The organism is Micromonospora sp. WMMA1998, from assembly GCF_027497375.1.
Lineage (GTDB): Bacteria > Actinomycetota > Actinomycetes > Mycobacteriales > Micromonosporaceae > Micromonospora > Micromonospora sediminicola.
Genome location: NZ_CP114911.1, coordinates 2,165,400 through 2,179,892, shown reverse-complemented (window position 1 = coordinate 2,179,892; position 14,493 = coordinate 2,165,400). Strand labels below are relative to the sequence as shown.

The 14,493-nt window shown below is 75.6% G+C and carries 15 protein-coding genes and 1 pseudogene; 10 read left to right on the top strand and 6 right to left on the bottom strand.

Features of this window, described 5'->3' with window-relative positions:
- Window positions 1-5: 5 nt before the first annotated feature.
- The 3 genes from O7600_RS09420 to O7600_RS09410 are packed head-to-tail and all read right to left on the bottom strand — an operon-like array spanning window position 6 to window position 2,079.
- On the bottom strand, window positions 6-608 hold the full coding sequence (locus O7600_RS09420; RefSeq protein ID WP_281593265.1) for a TetR family transcriptional regulator: 603 nt from the start codon (window positions 606-608) through the stop codon (window positions 6-8).
- Window positions 605-1,360: an ABC transporter permease gene (locus O7600_RS09415; RefSeq protein WP_281593263.1), complete on the bottom strand. Its 756-nt coding sequence runs from the start codon at window positions 1,358-1,360 to the stop codon at window positions 605-607. The genes O7600_RS09420 and O7600_RS09415 overlap by 4 nt, the downstream gene beginning before the upstream one ends.
- Entirely contained in the window at window positions 1,357-2,079 is a 723-nt protein-coding gene (locus O7600_RS09410; protein WP_281593262.1) for an ABC transporter ATP-binding protein, read from the bottom strand. Before O7600_RS09410 ends, O7600_RS09415 begins: the two co-directional genes overlap by 4 nt.
- 106 nt (window positions 2,080-2,185) lie before the next feature.
- Between O7600_RS09410 and O7600_RS09405 the strand changes: the two genes are divergently transcribed.
- The 5 genes and pseudogenes from O7600_RS09405 to O7600_RS09385 all read left to right on the top strand — a co-directional run bounded on the left by O7600_RS09405 (window position 2,186) and on the right by O7600_RS09385 (window position 6,124).
- Complete coding sequence (locus O7600_RS09405; protein ID WP_281593261.1) at window positions 2,186-2,575, top strand: MerR family transcriptional regulator; 390 nt, start codon at window positions 2,186-2,188, stop codon at window positions 2,573-2,575.
- A gap of 164 nt (window positions 2,576-2,739) precedes the next feature.
- Window positions 2,740-3,387: pseudogene (locus O7600_RS09400) on the top strand (phosphoribosyl-AMP cyclohydrolase); the annotation flags it as partial.
- 201 nt (window positions 3,388-3,588) lie between these two features.
- Entirely contained in the window at window positions 3,589-4,002 is a 414-nt protein-coding gene (gene hisI / locus O7600_RS09395; protein WP_281594107.1) for a phosphoribosyl-AMP cyclohydrolase, read from the top strand.
- Window positions 3,999-5,552: an anthranilate synthase component I gene (locus tag O7600_RS09390; protein WP_281593260.1), complete on the top strand. Its 1,554-nt coding sequence runs from the start codon at window positions 3,999-4,001 to the stop codon at window positions 5,550-5,552. The genes hisI and O7600_RS09390 overlap by 4 nt, the downstream gene beginning before the upstream one ends.
- Window positions 5,549-6,124, top strand: a complete 576-nt coding sequence (locus O7600_RS09385) for a Trp biosynthesis-associated membrane protein (protein ID WP_281593259.1) — start codon at window positions 5,549-5,551, stop codon at window positions 6,122-6,124. The genes O7600_RS09390 and O7600_RS09385 overlap by 4 nt, the downstream gene beginning before the upstream one ends.
- Here O7600_RS09385 and O7600_RS09380 read toward each other — a convergent pair.
- Window positions 6,117-6,365, bottom strand: coding sequence for a hypothetical protein (locus O7600_RS09380; RefSeq protein WP_172968087.1), 249 nt, complete (start codon window positions 6,363-6,365; stop codon window positions 6,117-6,119). The genes O7600_RS09385 and O7600_RS09380 overlap by 8 nt on opposite strands.
- Window positions 6,366-6,838: 473 nt before the next feature.
- On the opposite strand from O7600_RS09380, the gene trpC reads away from it, so the two are divergent.
- Genes trpC through trpA form a run of 3 tightly spaced genes read left to right on the top strand, consistent with a single transcriptional unit; the run spans window position 6,839 to window position 9,715 of the window.
- Entirely contained in the window at window positions 6,839-7,642 is an 804-nt protein-coding gene (trpC, locus tag O7600_RS09375; RefSeq protein WP_172968088.1) for an indole-3-glycerol phosphate synthase TrpC, read from the top strand.
- Window positions 7,643-7,680: 38 nt separating this feature from the next.
- A complete protein-coding gene (trpB, locus tag O7600_RS09370; RefSeq protein WP_098748080.1) occupies window positions 7,681-8,907 on the top strand; it encodes a tryptophan synthase subunit beta in 1,227 nt (408 codons plus the stop codon).
- 4 nt (window positions 8,908-8,911) lie between these two features.
- Complete coding sequence (trpA, locus tag O7600_RS09365; RefSeq protein WP_281593258.1) at window positions 8,912-9,715, top strand: tryptophan synthase subunit alpha; 804 nt, start codon at window positions 8,912-8,914, stop codon at window positions 9,713-9,715.
- Between the two features lie 696 nt (window positions 9,716-10,411).
- Here trpA and O7600_RS09360 read toward each other — a convergent pair.
- Entirely contained in the window at window positions 10,412-10,957 is a 546-nt protein-coding gene (locus O7600_RS09360) for an NUDIX hydrolase (protein WP_281593257.1), read from the bottom strand.
- Between the two features lie 102 nt (window positions 10,958-11,059).
- On the opposite strand from O7600_RS09360, the gene lgt reads away from it, so the two are divergent.
- Together lgt and O7600_RS09350 are read left to right on the top strand one after the other, a co-directional pair.
- Window positions 11,060-12,331 (top strand): prolipoprotein diacylglyceryl transferase, encoded by a 1,272-nt coding sequence (gene lgt, locus O7600_RS09355; RefSeq protein WP_281593256.1) that lies wholly within the window; start codon window positions 11,060-11,062, stop codon window positions 12,329-12,331.
- An 11-nt stretch (window positions 12,332-12,342) separates the two neighbouring features.
- Window positions 12,343-13,530, top strand: a complete 1,188-nt coding sequence (locus O7600_RS09350) for an NAD(P)/FAD-dependent oxidoreductase (RefSeq protein ID WP_281593255.1) — start codon at window positions 12,343-12,345, stop codon at window positions 13,528-13,530.
- 36 nt (window positions 13,531-13,566) lie between these two features.
- Here the strand turns inward: O7600_RS09350 and O7600_RS09345 are convergent, their stop codons facing one another.
- Complete coding sequence (locus O7600_RS09345; protein WP_281593254.1) at window positions 13,567-14,409, bottom strand: GNAT family N-acetyltransferase; 843 nt, start codon at window positions 14,407-14,409, stop codon at window positions 13,567-13,569.
- Window positions 14,410-14,493: the final 84 nt, after the last annotated feature.

Sequence of the window (14,493 nt, the reverse complement as noted above, 5' to 3'; positions counted from 1 at the left end):
ACGGGTCAGCCCGCGTCCAGCGGGCCGGTGAGGTAGCGCTGGACGGTCGGGCCGATCGTGGCCGCCAGGGTGTCCGGCGTCGCGGACGCGACCGGTTCCAGGCGGATCACGTAGCGCATCATGGCCAGGCCGGCGATCTGGGTGGCGACCAGCGCGCCCCGCAGCGGCACCTCGGCCGGGTCGAGGTCGAGCCGGTCGACGACCCGGCGCAGGATCTGCGTGGTCAGGAACTCGCGCAGCAGGCGGGCAGTCCACTGGTTGCTCACGGCGGAGCGCAGCAGGGCCACCGCGGCGGTCCCCGCCGGGGAGTCCCAGACGCCCAGGAACGTGCGGACCAGTCGTTCGCCGACCTCGTCCCGGCCCCCCGCCAGCACCCGAGGCACCAGCTCGGCCGGGTCGATCGGGATCGCCATGGCGGCCCGGAACAGGTCCTCCTTGGTGCCGAAGTAGTGGTGCACCAGCGCCGGGTCCACCCCGGCGGCGGCGGCGACCGCCCGGACCGGGGTGGCGTCGAAGCCCCGCTCGGCGAACGCGGCCCGGGCGGCGGCCAGGATCGACTCCCGGGTGTCCGGGTTGCCGGGCCGCCGGCCGGTGCGTCGTGGGCTCATCCGCTGCGCCGGCGCAGCGTCGCGGCGGCCAGCACCAGCGCCGCCACCGCCGCGCCGGCCACGATCGCCACGTCGCGCCACATGGTGCCGGTCGGCTCGGCGTGCGCGCCGACCTCCTGCAAGGCCTCGACCGCGTACGACAGCGGCAGCGCGTCGCTGACCGCCTGGAGCCAGCCGGCCATCTGCTCGCGCGGCACGAACAGCCCGCAGAGCAGCAGTTGCGGGGCGACCACCACCGGCATGAACTGCACGGCCTGGAACTCGGTGCGGGCGAAGGCCGAGCAGAACAGACCGAGCGCCACGGCCAGCACCGCGTTCACCCCGGCGATCAGGACCACCAGCCACGGGCTGCCGGCGGTGTGCAACCCGAACACCTGGTAGGCCACCAGCGAGGCGACGGTGGACTGCACCACCCCGGCCAGGCCGAACGCGATGCCGTAGCCGAAGAGCAGGTCGAGCTTGCCCAGCGGGGTGGTGAGCAGCCGTTCCAGCGTGCCGGTGGTGCGTTCGCGGAGCATGGCGATGCTGGTCACCAGGAACATGATGATGAACGGGAAGAAGCCCAGCATGATCAGCGCCACCCGGTCGAAGGTGCTCGGCGCGCCGGGCGGGGTGGGCTGGTCGACGTACATGAAGTAGACCAGGGTGAGCAGCACGATCGGCACCACGACGAGCAACGCCACGGTGCGCCGGTCGTGCCGCAGTTGGCGCAGGATCCGCCCGGTGGTGGCGGTCAGGATCGTCGGGTTCACGCGTCGGCCTCCTCGCTGCCGCGGATCAGGCGCAGGAACGCCTCCTCCAGGTCGTCCACGCCGGTGGCGGCGCGCACCGCGGCCGGCGTGTCGTCGGCGACCAGCCGCCCCTCGCGGATCAGCAGCAGCCGGTCGCAGCGGGCCGCCTCGTCCATCACGTGGCTGGACACCAGCAGGGTGGTGCCGGCGGCGGCCATGGCGTGGAACCGCGCCCAGAGGTCGGCGCGCAGCACCGGGTCCTGACCGACGGTGGGCTCGTCGAGCACCACCAGCTCCGGGTCGCCGACCAGGGCGCAGGCCAGCGAGGCGCGGCTGCGCTGACCGCCGGAGAGCGTGCCGACCAGTTGGCCGGCGGCCTCGGCCAGGCCGACGTCGGCCACCGCCCGGTCGGCCTCGGCGCGTCCCCGGCCGTGCAGCACGGCGAAGTAGCGGGCGTTCTCGCGCACGGTCAGGTCGGCGTAGACGCTGGGGGCCTGCGTCAGATAGCCGACCCGGTGGCGCAGGTCGGCCGCGCCGGCCGGCCGGCCGAGCACGTCGACCGCGCCGGAGCGCACGCTCTGCACCCCGACGACGGCGCGCATCAAGGTGGTCTTGCCGCTGCCGCTGGGCCCCAGCAGCCCGGTGACCGTGCCCCGGGGCACGGCGCAGCTGATGCCGTGCAGCACCCGCCGTCCGCCGCGTTCGACCACCAGGTCACGGACCGACACCGCGTCGTCCATGTCCGCCTCCGATAACTCATCAACTGTTGAAATCAACGCTAGATGAATTTCTCCGTCCGGTCAACGGGCTTGACTTCGAGTGGACTCGAACTGGAAGCCTGGACCGGTGGACATCGGTATCCGGGAGAAGAGCCTCAGCGTCGGCGAGGCGGCGGAGCGGGTCGGCCTGACCACCTACACGCTGCGCTGGTACGAGCAGGAGGGGCTGGTCGCCCCCGTCGGGCGGGACTCGGCGGGTCGGCGGCGCTACACCGAGGACGACGTCAGCTGGCTGTTCCTGCTCACCCGGCTGCGCCGCACCGGAATGCCGGTGCGGGACATGCGCCGCTACGCCGAACTGGCCCGGCAGGGTGACCGCACGCTCGGCGCGCGGCGGGCGCTCTTCGAGGCGCACCGGGCCCGGGTGCTGGCCCGGATGGCCGAACTGACCGAGGACCTGACGGTCCTCGACCACAAGATCGACGCGTACCGGCGGGCCGAGGAGGAACTGGGCTGAAGTCGCCCAGTAGCGGACACCCGGTCCGCCATCGGGCATTGCGCCGAAGATCGGACTTCCGGCACCATGTCGCGGTGGGTCCCGCTTCGTTGCCCGAGTCCGGATTCCTCGACGAGTGGGCCGCCCGCCTGCGGCAGGCCGCGGACCGGCCGGTCGTCGGGATCATGCTGCGTGGCAGCCACGCCCGGCGGGCCGCCACCGAGCACAGCGACGTCGACGTCGACGTGCTCGTCGCGGACGACGACCGCGTGACCCGTACCCCCGGAACGACCGCACCGGCCCGCCCCACCGGCCCGTACGCGGCCCGCCGCGCCTACCTGACCGAGTTCGACGGCCGCCTGGTGCACGTCTCGGTGGCCGCCCGGGACGTCCGCTCCTGGGTGCACCGACTCGGTCAGCCCGCCGACTGGGCCTTCGGGCTCCCGGTCACCGCGCCCGCGCGCCTGCTCTGGGCGGTGCCCGAGTGGCGTCGCCGGATCGACCTGCCGGTGCTCTGCCAGCCCGCCGACGAGCCGCGCCTGGAGGAGCTGATCGCCACGCTGGGCAAGGTGGCCGGCGCCCACTGGGCCGACGACCCGATCGGCGTCCGGCTGGCCGCGGCCGACCTGGCCCGGCTCTGCCCCTCGGTGCTGCGGCTGGCCAACCCGTCGGTGCGGGTGGTGTCCCGCCGGGCCGCCCTGACCGCCGCGCTGGACCTGCCGGTCGCGCCCCCCGGCTACCGCGCCGACATGCTGCTCTGCCTCGGGCTGCGCCCCGCCGACCCGGCCGAGGTCGGCGCCGCCGCCGGCCGCCTGGTCCGCGGGATCCTCCCGCTGGTCCGCCCGTACGCCGGGGAGATCGCCGAGGTGGCCGGCACGGACCTGGCCGAGGCCCTGGTCGACGGCCGGGTGGAGCGCTACCTGCGCCAGTTGGGCCGGGCGCTGGACCCGGTCGGGCCCGTCCCCCGGGACACGTCGGCGGTGCCGACGCCGCGTGCGGGAGAATGGTCAACCGTGCCCGCCTCTGACGCGCCGGTGACCGGCGCCCCCGCCCACTCCGGCGGCGCCGCGGCCCCCGGCCCGGCCCGCCCCTCCCGGCTCGACCCGGCCATCGCGGCCAAGCTGCGCCGCACCCCGGACGGCCTGGTCGCCGCCGTGGTCCGCGCGCACGACTCGGGGGAGGTGCTGATGGTCGCCTGGATGGACGACGAGGCGCTGCACCGCACGCTCACCACCGGCCGGGCCACCTACTGGTCGCGCAGTCGGGGGGAGTACTGGGTCAAGGGCGCCACCTCCGGCCACCACCAGTCCGTCCGCTCGGTGGCGTTGGACTGTGACGGCGACGCGCTGCTGGTCAGCGTGGAGCAGGTGGGCGCGGCCTGTCACACCGGGCACCGCACCTGCTTCTTCACCGAGCTGCCGGTCAGCTCGCCGGAGGCGACCCCGTGACCGACGGCGCGGTCACCCCCGACCGGACCACCTTCGCCGAGCTGGCGGCCCGCTGGCGGGTCGTGCCGGTGACCCGACGGCTGCTCGCCGACGCCGAGACTCCGGTCGGGGTCTACCGCAAGCTCGCCGGCGGGCCGGGCACGTTCCTGCTGGAGTCCGCCGAGCAGGGCGTCGGGTCGGCCGGGACCGCCTGGTCGCGCTACTCGTTCATCGGCGTACGCAGCGCCGCCACGCTCACCGAGCACGACGGCGCGGCCCACTGGACCGGTGCGCCGCCGGCCGGCGTGCCCACCACCGGCGACCCGGTCGCCGTGCTCCGGGAGACCGTCGCCGCGCTCGCCGGCCCGGCCTGGGACCCGGCCGGCGACATGCCGCCGCTCACCGGCGGCCTGGTCGGCTACCTCGGCTACGACCTGGTCCGCCGGTTCGAGCGGCTGCCCGAGCTGACCCGGGACGAGCTGGACGTGCCCGAGCTGGGCATGATGCTCGCCACCGACCTGGTGGTGCTCGACCACTACGAGGGCTCGGCGATCCTGGTCGCCAACGCGGTGCTCCCGCCGCCGGACGCGCCCGACCGGGACGAGCGGGTCGCCGCCGCGTACCACCACGCGGTGGGCCGCCTGGACGCGATGACCACCGCGCTGTCCCGACCGATTCCGCCCATGGTCGCCACGGTCGGCCGGCCCGGCGTCGGCGAGGTGGTGAGCCGGACCCCGGCGGGCGGCTATCCCAAGGCGGTGGAGGCGGCCAAGGAGGCGATCCGGGCCGGCGAGTGCTTCCAGATCGTGCTCAGCCAGCGCTTCGAGCGCCCCACCGACGCCGACCCGCTCGACGTCTACCGGGTGCTGCGCACCACCAACCCCAGCCCGTACATGTACCTGCTGCGCTTCGACGGCTTCGACATCGTCGGCTCGTCCCCCGAGGCGCACCTCAAGGTCAGCGGCGGTCCGGACGGGCGACGCCGGGCCCTGCTGCACCCGATCGCGGGCACCCGCCCGCGCGGTGGCTCGCCGGAGGGCGACGCCAAGTTCGCCACCGAGCTGCTCGCCGACCCGAAGGAGCGCGCCGAGCACGTCATGCTCGTCGACCTGGGCCGCAACGACCTGGGCCGGGTCTGCCGGCCGGGCACGGTGGAGGTGCCGGAGTTCGCCACCATCGAGCGCTACAGCCACGTCATGCACATCGTCTCCACCGTGGTCGGCGAGCTGCGGGACGACCGCACCGCGTTCGACGCGCTGGCCGCCACGTTCCCCGCCGGCACGCTCTCCGGCGCGCCCAAGGTCCGGGCCATGGAGATCATCGAGGAGCTGGAACCGGTCCGCCGTGGCGTCTACGGCGGCACGGTCGGCTACTTCGCCTTCGGCGGCGACCTGGACATGGCGATCGCCATCCGGACCGCGCTGATCCGCGGCGGCCGCGCCTACGTGCAGGCCGGCGCCGGGGTGGTGGCCGATTCCGATCCCGCCGCCGAGGAGCAGGAGACCCGGAGCAAGGCCGCCGCGGTGCTCGCCGCGATCGCCGCCGCCGAGACGTTGCGGCCGGCCCGATGAGCGCGTCCGGCACGGCCGCGACCGGCGCGCCCGCCGCGCGGGGCCGGCGCGAGCTGGCGTACGCGGTGCTGCTCTGCCTGGCCGGCGCGGGACTGGCCTGCTGGGCGGTGACCCGGACCTGGTCGGTCGAGGTGACCACCCGCGGGTCGCTGCCGCCCGGGCGGCCGGGCCGCACCGGCGCGGAGCTGCTGCCGTGGGTGTCGGCGCTGGCCTGGGTCGGGCTGGCCGGCGGCGGCGCGCTGCTGGCGACCGGGGGGCGGCTGCGCCGGGTGCTGGGCACGCTGTTGGCCGGCATCGGCCTGGCCGTGGCGCTGGGCGGTGGGATCGGGCTCGCCGAGTCGGGGGTGAGCCGGCACTGGCCGGCGCTGGTCCTGGCGGGCGGCCTGGCTCTGGCCGCCGGTGGCGCGTTCGCGGCGCTGCGGGGCGGCGGGTGGCCGGCCATGGGCGCCCGCTACGAGCGGCGGGCGTCGTCGTCGGCCGCGCCGGGCGGCGCCGAGCGGCCGGCGGTCGAGCGGGGCGCCCGGGACGCGTGGGACGCGCTGGACCGGGGCGAGGACCCGACGGTCAGCTGACCGGCTGGGCCTCGCGCGCGTCCCGGCGCTCGCGGGCCGCGGCCCGGGCGGCGGCCAGCTCGGCCACCAGCCGCTCCAGCTCCCGACGCTGTGCGGCCCGGGCGCGGTCGGCGCAGACCGCCTCCCAGGCGTTGCCCCGGGCGGTACGGGTGCGGCCGTCGCCCGCCACCGCGCGTTCCAGCGTGTGCACCACGCCGACGGCGAGGGAGGCGACGGTCCGGGAGATGGTGGTCAGGCCCATGGTCTGGTTCGGCCCGTTGACGCTCACTGGTTCACCCCGCACGAGATCGTTGGTGACGGTCGGCAGCCGCCTCGTCGAGTCTGCCCGAGGACCATGCTGCCGGGCTCACGTTTCGGCGCCGTGAAGCCCAGGTCAACGGTCCGACAGAGGGAGCGACCAGGGCAGGGCCGGAGGTCCTTGAGCTTGGTCACAGTCGCGCGGGACCCGCCCCGCTGCGGCGCGGGAGCGGCCGTGGTGAGATAGGGCATGGGCGGCGATCGATACCCACGGTGGCGCTGCGTGACACCGCGTTCACCAGAAGTCGGCCATCATGCCACAGCCCGTTTCGTGAGGTGCGCCATACCCCCCGGCACGTGTCGCCAGGTGGCGCCCCCTAGCATCGGCCCATGACACCCGGAGAGGGGAGTCCGTTGGTGACTGCTGAGCATGCGCACGCGGAGGGGGACGACGCCGCAGGGGCGCCGTCCGCAGGCGTGCTCGACGAGATCCTGGCCGGCGTCCGCGAGGACGTGGCCCGGCGCCAGGAGCAGGTTCCGCTGGAGCGGATCCGCGAGCTGGCCGCGGCCGCGCCGCCGCCGCTGGACGCGTACGCGGCGCTGCGCCGGCCCGGCGTGGCCGTGATCGCCGAGGTGAAGCGCTCGTCGCCGTCCAAGGGGCGGTTGGCCGAGATCGCCGACCCGGCCGACCTGGCCGGTGACTACGCGGCCGGTGGGGCGCGGGCGATCAGCGTGCTGACCGAGGGCCGCTGGTTCGGCGGGTCGCTGGACGACCTGGCCGCGGTCCGGGCCGCCGTGAACGTGCCGGTGCTGCGCAAGGACTTCGTGGTCTCCAGCTACCAGGTGCACGAGGCGCGGGCGCACGGCGCCGACCTGGTGCTGCTGATCGTCGCCGCGCTGGAGCAGAACGCACTGGTCGGGCTGCTGGAGCGGATCGAGTCGCTGGGCATGACCGCGCTGGTCGAGGTGCACACCGAGGAGGAGGCGGACCGGGCCCTGGAGGCCGGCGCCCAGGTGATCGGTGTCAACGCCCGTGACCTGCGTACCCTGGAGGTCGACCGCTCGGTGTTCGAGCGGATCGCGCCCGGCCTGCCCAGCAACGTCGTCAAGATCGCCGAGTCCGGCGTGCGCGGCCCGCACGACCTGATCCGCTACGCCTCGGCCGGCGCCGACGCCGTCCTGGTGGGCGAGGGACTGGTCACCCAGAAGAGCCCCCGTGAGGCGGTCGCCGAGCTGGTCAACGCCGGTAACCACCCGGCCACGCCCCGCCCGGTGCGCTGACCCGCGCCGGGCCACCCGACCCGAGAGGACGCCCCGCGATGAGCGCCGCACCCGCAGCCGGCCAGGTCCCCGACGCCGCCGGCCACTTCGGCCGGTTCGGCGGCCGGTTCGTCCCCGAGGCGCTGGTCGCCGCGCTGGACGAGCTGGACGCGGCGTACCGCAAGGCGATGGGCGACGAGGAGTTCCTCGCCGAGTTCGACGCGCTGCTGCGCGACTACGCCGGCACCCCTTCGAAGCTGTACGAGGCCCGGCGGCTGTCCGCCCAGCTCGGCGCCCGGATCCTGCTCAAGCGGGAGGACCTCAACCACACCGGCGCGCACAAGGTCCGCAACGTCCTCGGCCAGGCGCTGCTCACCCGGCGGATGGGCAAGCGACGGGTGATCGCCGAGACCGGCGCGGGCCAGCACGGCGTCGCCACCGCGACCGCCGCCGCCCTGTTCGACCTCGAGTGCGTCGTCTACATGGGCGAGGTGGACACCGAGCGGCAGGCGCTCAACGTGGCCCGGATGCGCATGCTCGGCGCCACCGTCGTCCCGGTCACCACCGGCTCGCGCACGCTCAAGGACGCGATGAACGAGGCGATGCGGGACTGGGTCGCCAACGTCGACACGACCCACTACCTGATCGGCACCGCCGCCGGGCCGCACCCGTTCCCGGAGATGGTCCGGGACTTCGTGCGCGGCATCGGTGTCGAGGCCCGCCAGCAGTGCCTGGACCTGACCGGCGCGCTGCCGGACGCGGTCGCGGCCTGCGTCGGCGGCGGCTCCAACGCGCTGGGCATCTTCCACGCCTTCGTGCCCGACACCGGGGTGCGGCTCTACGGCTTCGAGGCCGGCGGCGAGGGCGTCGCCACCGGCCGGCACGCGGCCAGCATCACCGGCGGCTCGTCCGGCGTGCTGCACGGCACCCGCACGTACGTCCTGCAGAACGCCGACGGCCAGACCATCGAGTCGCACTCGATCTCGGCCGGCCTGGACTACCCGGGCGTCGGGCCGGAGCACGCCTGGCTGCACGACACCGGCCGGGCGACCTACCTGCCGGTCGACGACGCCGAGGCGATGGCCGCGTTCGAGCTGCTCTGCCGCACCGAGGGCGTGATCCCGGCGATCGAGAGCGCGCACGCGCTGGCCGGCGCCAAGCGGATCGCCCCGGAACTCGCCGCCGAGCTGGGCCGCGAGCCGGTGATCGTGGTCAACCTCTCCGGTCGGGGCGACAAGGACGTCCACACCGCCGGGGCGTACTTCGGCATCCTCGACAAGGAGTGACTGCGTGAGCCGCATCGGGGTCGCGTTCGACAAGGCCCGGGCCGACGGGCGGGCCGTGCTGATCGGCTGCATGCCGGCCGGCTTCCCGACCGTCGAGGGCAGCATCGCCGCCATGACCGCCATGGTCGAGGCGGGCGTGGACGTCATCGAGGTGGAGATCCCCTACTCCGACCCCGTGATGGACGGCCCGGTCATCCAGAAGGCCAGCGACATCGCCCTGGCCGGCGGCGTACGCACCGCCGACGCGCTGCGCGTGGTCGAGGCGGTCGCCGCGACCGGGGCGTCCGTGGTGACGATGACCTACTGGAACCCCATCGAGCAGTACGGCCCGGACGCGTTCGCCCGCGACATGGCCGCCGCCGGCGGCACCGGCCTCATCACGCCCGACCTGATCCCCGACGAGGCGGCCGAGTGGCTGGCCGCCTCCGACGCGCACGGCTTGGACCGGACGTTCCTGGTGTCGCCGTCCTCCACCGACGCGCGGCTGCGGATGACCGTCGAGCACTGCCGTGGCTTCGTCTACGCCACCGCGATCATGGGCGTCACCGGCGCCCGGTCGCAGACCTCCGAGGCCGCCCCGGTCCTGGTCTCCCGGCTGCGCGAGGTCACCGACCTGCCGGTCGGGGTCGGGCTGGGCGTGGGCACCGGCGCACAGGCCGCCACCGTCGCCGGCTACGCCGACGCGGTGATCGTGGGCAGCGCGCTGGTCCGGTGCGTGCTCGACGCCCCGGACCAGGCCGCCGGCCTCGCCGCCCTGCGCACGCTCACCGCCGAACTGGCCGAAGGCGTCCGCAACCCGGTCCGCTGACCGTCTCCGCCAGCCGTCCGGCACTTGTCGGGCTCGCATCGGGCGCCGTCGGGCCGGTGTCGGGCGCCCGTCGGGTCTCCGCGCTCGCACCGGGCTGGCTCGCACCGGGCACCGGGCTGGCTCGCGCCGGGCACCGGGCTGGCTCGCGCCGGGCACCGGGCTGGCTCGCGCCGAACCCGTCGGTGCCCGTCGGTTCCCGCCGCCCGAGACCGGGGCACCCCCGCCGCACGCCTTTCGAGCTGAGTCGTTCGTGATATCGCGCTGCCCCCGTGGCGCAGCGGGCCGCCTCCACCCGCACAGTCGACACCACGCCGCCGAGAAGGCGCTGCGTGGCTCACCCCGATACCGCCGGTCCGGCCGAGTGACGTCCGTTCCTGCGCCGTCCCGGTGGTGCCCACGTACTGGCGAGGTCCCCCGTGTGCAGAGTCGTTACTGATATCAGCTCGACAGGCGTCGGAAAGAGATCCAGCCCGGTATCAGCGCGCCAGGCGTCGGGACGGGATCCAGTCCGGCCGAGCAAGTCGAGGCGGTCTTGTCCGGCCGGCGGCCCGCCCGGGGCCGACCCCGACACGGTGGCGGCTCGCCACGCGCCGGCCGCAACCTCGCGCCGGTCCCGCTCTGCGCCGGTCCCGCTCTGCGCCGGTCCCGCTCTGCGCCGGTCCCGCTCTGCGCCGGTCCCGCTCGGCGTCAGCTCGCTCAGCGCCGGCCGGTGTCGACGTTACCTGGCGACCGCTGGCCGGGCGGCGTGCCGACGCCGTCGGACGGATGCGCGTCTGCCGGCGGCGGGTCGGCGGCGGCCGTGTTCCGGAGCACGCCGGAACGGTCGGCGAGCGCGTCAGCGACGGCGGCCCGGGTGGCGGGGGTGAGCGCGCGGGGCAGTGCGTCCGAGGGGTGCCACTCAGGGTGGCAGCCACGTGCCGTTTCGCCGGCCGGAGCCCCAGTCGCAAGCCGGGCGCGGAACACGTGCACCAGGACGTCCGGCGCAGGGCCGCAGCGGCCGGCCGGCGGCGCGGGAGCGGTCGGGTCGGTGACCCGGTAGAGGCCGACCAGGTCGACCAGTTCGACGAGCCGGCCGGTCTCCGCGCGGATCGCCCGGACGGCGGCGTCGGGCGGGCTCTCGTCGTGGCGCAGCCGCCCGCCCGGCAGGCCCCAGCGGGGCACGCCGCCGGAGCGCCGGCAGAGCAGCACCCGGCCGGACCCGTCGCTGACGACCGCGGCGACCGCCCAGGTGAGCGCGCTCATGGACAAAGAGCGTACGGCCGCGCAAACCAGAAGTCATGCGGCTCCACGACGCGGCGGACCGGGGTGCCGCACACACGGTCCGCACCGGTACCGTGTGCACCCGTGACCCTCGCCCCGATGACCCCACTGGCGGCCATGCCCAGCCCCAGCACCGCCGTCTGGCAGCTCGGTCCCTTTCCGATCCGGGCGTACGCGCTCTGCATCATCGCCGGCATCGCGGTGGCCTGCGTGGTCACCGAGTACCGGCTGCGCCGCCGTGGCGTAGCCCCGGGCGCCGTGCTCGACATCGCGGTCTGGGCGGTGCCGGCGGGCATCGTCGGCGCCCGGATCTACCACGTGATCACCTCGCCGGAGAAATACTTCGGCGCCGGCGGTGAGCCGATCAAGGCGCTCTACATCTGGGAGGGTGGCCTCGGCATCTGGGGCGCGGTGGCCGGCGGCGCGGTGGGCGCGTGGCTCGCCGCCCGGCAGCTGGGCATCCCGCTCACCGTGGTGGCCGACGCGCTGGCGCCGGGGATGCCGCTGGCCCAGGCGATCGGCCGGCTGGGCAACTGGTTCAACAACGAGCTGTACGGCGGGCGGACCACCCTGCCCTGGGGTCTCGAGGTGCACGTGATGGACCCGGACAACCCGGGTCACGCGTTGCGCGACGACGCCGGCAACCCGGTCCTGCAACCCGGGCTCTACCACCCGACGTTCCTCTACGAACTGCTCTGGAACGTCGGCGTCGCCGCGCTGGTGCTGATCCTGGACCGCCGGCTGCGGCTGGGCCGGGGCCGTGCCTTCGCGCTCTACGTGATGGGCTACACGGCGGGCCGCTTCTGGATCGAGCTGATGCGCACCGACGAGGCCAACCACATCCTCGGCGTGCGGCTCAACGTCTGGACCTCCGCGCTGGTCTTCCTCGGCGCGCTCGTCTACTTCGTGCGGGTCCGCGGTCCCCGGGAATACCTCGTCCCGGTGGGTGAGCCTGCCGTCCCGGTGGCGCCGGCCGGCGACGTGTCCCAGGTCGACCTCTCGGCCGGCGAGGCCGGCGCGCGGCCGGTCGCGCCGGAGGGCTACCGGGTGGTGACCGAGGACCAGTTCCGCACGTACCGGGAGACCGGTGCGCTGCCCCCGGCGGACCCGGCGGACCCGGCGGACCCGGTGGACACCGACGACGCGGACCGCGCGATGGCCGACGACACGGACCGCGCGGCGAACCACGACGCGGACAGCGCGACGGCCGACGACACGGACCGCGCGGACCGGGCCGCGACCGACGGCCCGCAGGGCGCACCGGCCGGCCGCACCGGCGGCGACCCGACCGGGTCGGACCACGCGGACGCCGGTCGGGCGGACGCCGGCGGGCGCCCGACGGACCGGGACAGCTGAGCGGGGGAGTCATGCGCAGCGCGGTGGTGGTCGGCGCCGGCCTCGGCGGGATGGCGGTGGCCGGCGCGCTGGCCCGCTCCGGATGGCGGGTCACGCTGCTGGAACGCTCCGACCGGGTCCGGCCGGAGCCGACCGCCGTGGTGCTGTGGCCCAACGGGGTACGCGCGCTGCGCGCCCTCGGGCTCGGCGCCGGGCTGGACGCGATCGCCACGCCGTTGCCCGACGGCGGCATCCGTCGCCCGGACGGGCAGTGGCTGGTGCAGCCCCGGCCCACGCCGGCCGACCGGATGCCGGTGGTGGTGCACCGGGAGGACCTGCACGACGCGCTCATCGCCGGGCTGGGCGACCAGGTGGAGCTGCGCACCGGGGTGAGCGTGCGCAGCGTACGCGCGGTGCCCGGCGAACGTCCCGCGGTGGGCGACGGCCGGCACACGGTCGAGGCCGACCTGGTGGTGGCCGCCGACGGCACCGACAGCGAGATCCGGCGGCAGCTCTGCCCGGAGACGACGGTGGTGAGTTCCGGCTGCGCTGCCTGGCGGGCGGTCATCCCCTGGTACCGCGCGCCGCAGCTCCCCGCCGACCAGACGGTGCACGGCGAGACGCTGGGCGCCGGCTACCGGTTCGTGGCCGCCTCGCTCGGGGAGCGGGGCACCGCCGGAGCCTCCCGCCGGGGCGGCATCTACTGGGTGGCCACCGCCGCCGGCGCACCCCGCCCGGAGCCGCCGGAGATCCAGCTCGCCCTGCTCAAGCGCTGGTACGCGGGCTGGCCCGCGCCGATCGCCACGCTGCTGGAGGCGACCGACCCGGCGGACGTGGTGCAGCAGGAGATCCGCGAGTTGCGGCCGTTGCCCCGGGCGTACGGCTTCCCGGTCGGCCCGGGCGGCGTGGTGCTGCTGGGCGACGCCGCGCACGCGATGCCGCCGCACCTGGGGCAGGGCGCCTGCCTGGCGTTCGAGGACGCGGCCACGCTCGCCGGGCTGTTGCGCGAGTCGCGGCTGCCCGACGCGGTGACCGGCTACGACCGGTTGCGCCGGCCCCGCGCGGCCACCATGGTGCGGCAGACCCGCCGGATGTCGGCGGTGCTGCAGACCCGGGGCCGGCTGGCGCTGCGCGCCCGGGACGCGGCGCTCGGCACGATCAGCCCGCGGATGCGCAACACGGCCGCCGCGGCGGCCGCCGCCTGGCAGCCGCCGTCCTGACCGCCTGGCGTGTCCCTCGCCTGGTCGGCGCGCTGGTCAGATGACGGCGGCCGGCTCGGCGATGCAGGCGGTGCCGACCCGGCGGAAGCCGACCCGCAGGTAGACCCGGGCGATGTCCTCGCTGCCGGCGCTGAGGAAGACCAGGTCGGTGCCGGCGGCGCGCAGCTCCCGGGCCAGCGTGGCGGTGACCGCGGCACCCAGGCCGCGTCGGCGGGCGGAGGGCAGCGTGGCGACGCCGGCGATCTCCGCCACGTCGTCCACCCGCATCGCCATGCCGCTGGCCAGCGCGCCCTCCTGCGGGGTGCCGGCGAGCACCGAGACGCGCCGGCCGTCGGCCACCCGGGCCGCCTCCTCCTCCAGCGCCTCCACGTCGAGGCGGGCCACCGCGGCGTCCCGCTCGGCCGGCCCGGCCTCGCCGCGTGCGGTGCCGCCGTTCGCGAAGCCGACAGCGGCGACGGCCCGGCGCAGCGCGATGTCCGCGGCGAAGCCCGGGTCGCCCGGGTCCAGCACCCGCACCGGTACGTCGCTGAGCGTGCCCGGGTCGGGCAGCAGCTCGGGTTCGAGCAGCATGAGCGGCGCCTCCAGCACGCTCAGCCCCGCCGAGCGGGCCACCGCGAGCAGCTCCGGGTGGTGCTCGTGCACCCACTCGAACGCCTCCGGCAGGCCCAGCTCCCGCTGCCGGGCGCGAACGGCGGTCACCTCGGCCAGGGTGGGCGCCTCGGTGGCGTCGGGCCGGGGGCGGGCGTAGAACGGCCATCCGGCGCCTTCGCGGACGAAGAGCACCAGGGAGTCGAACTCCTCGGTCCGGGCCCCGTCGCGGGGCACCGCGTCGTAGAAACGCTCCAACCGGTCGAGTGCGTCAGCTCGTACGACATCCACCGCGCGAGACTACACGTCCCAGATTCTGGAAGTGTGATCAATCTGAACTGGCCTTGCGCCGCACGCCCTAACGTAGACTCAATA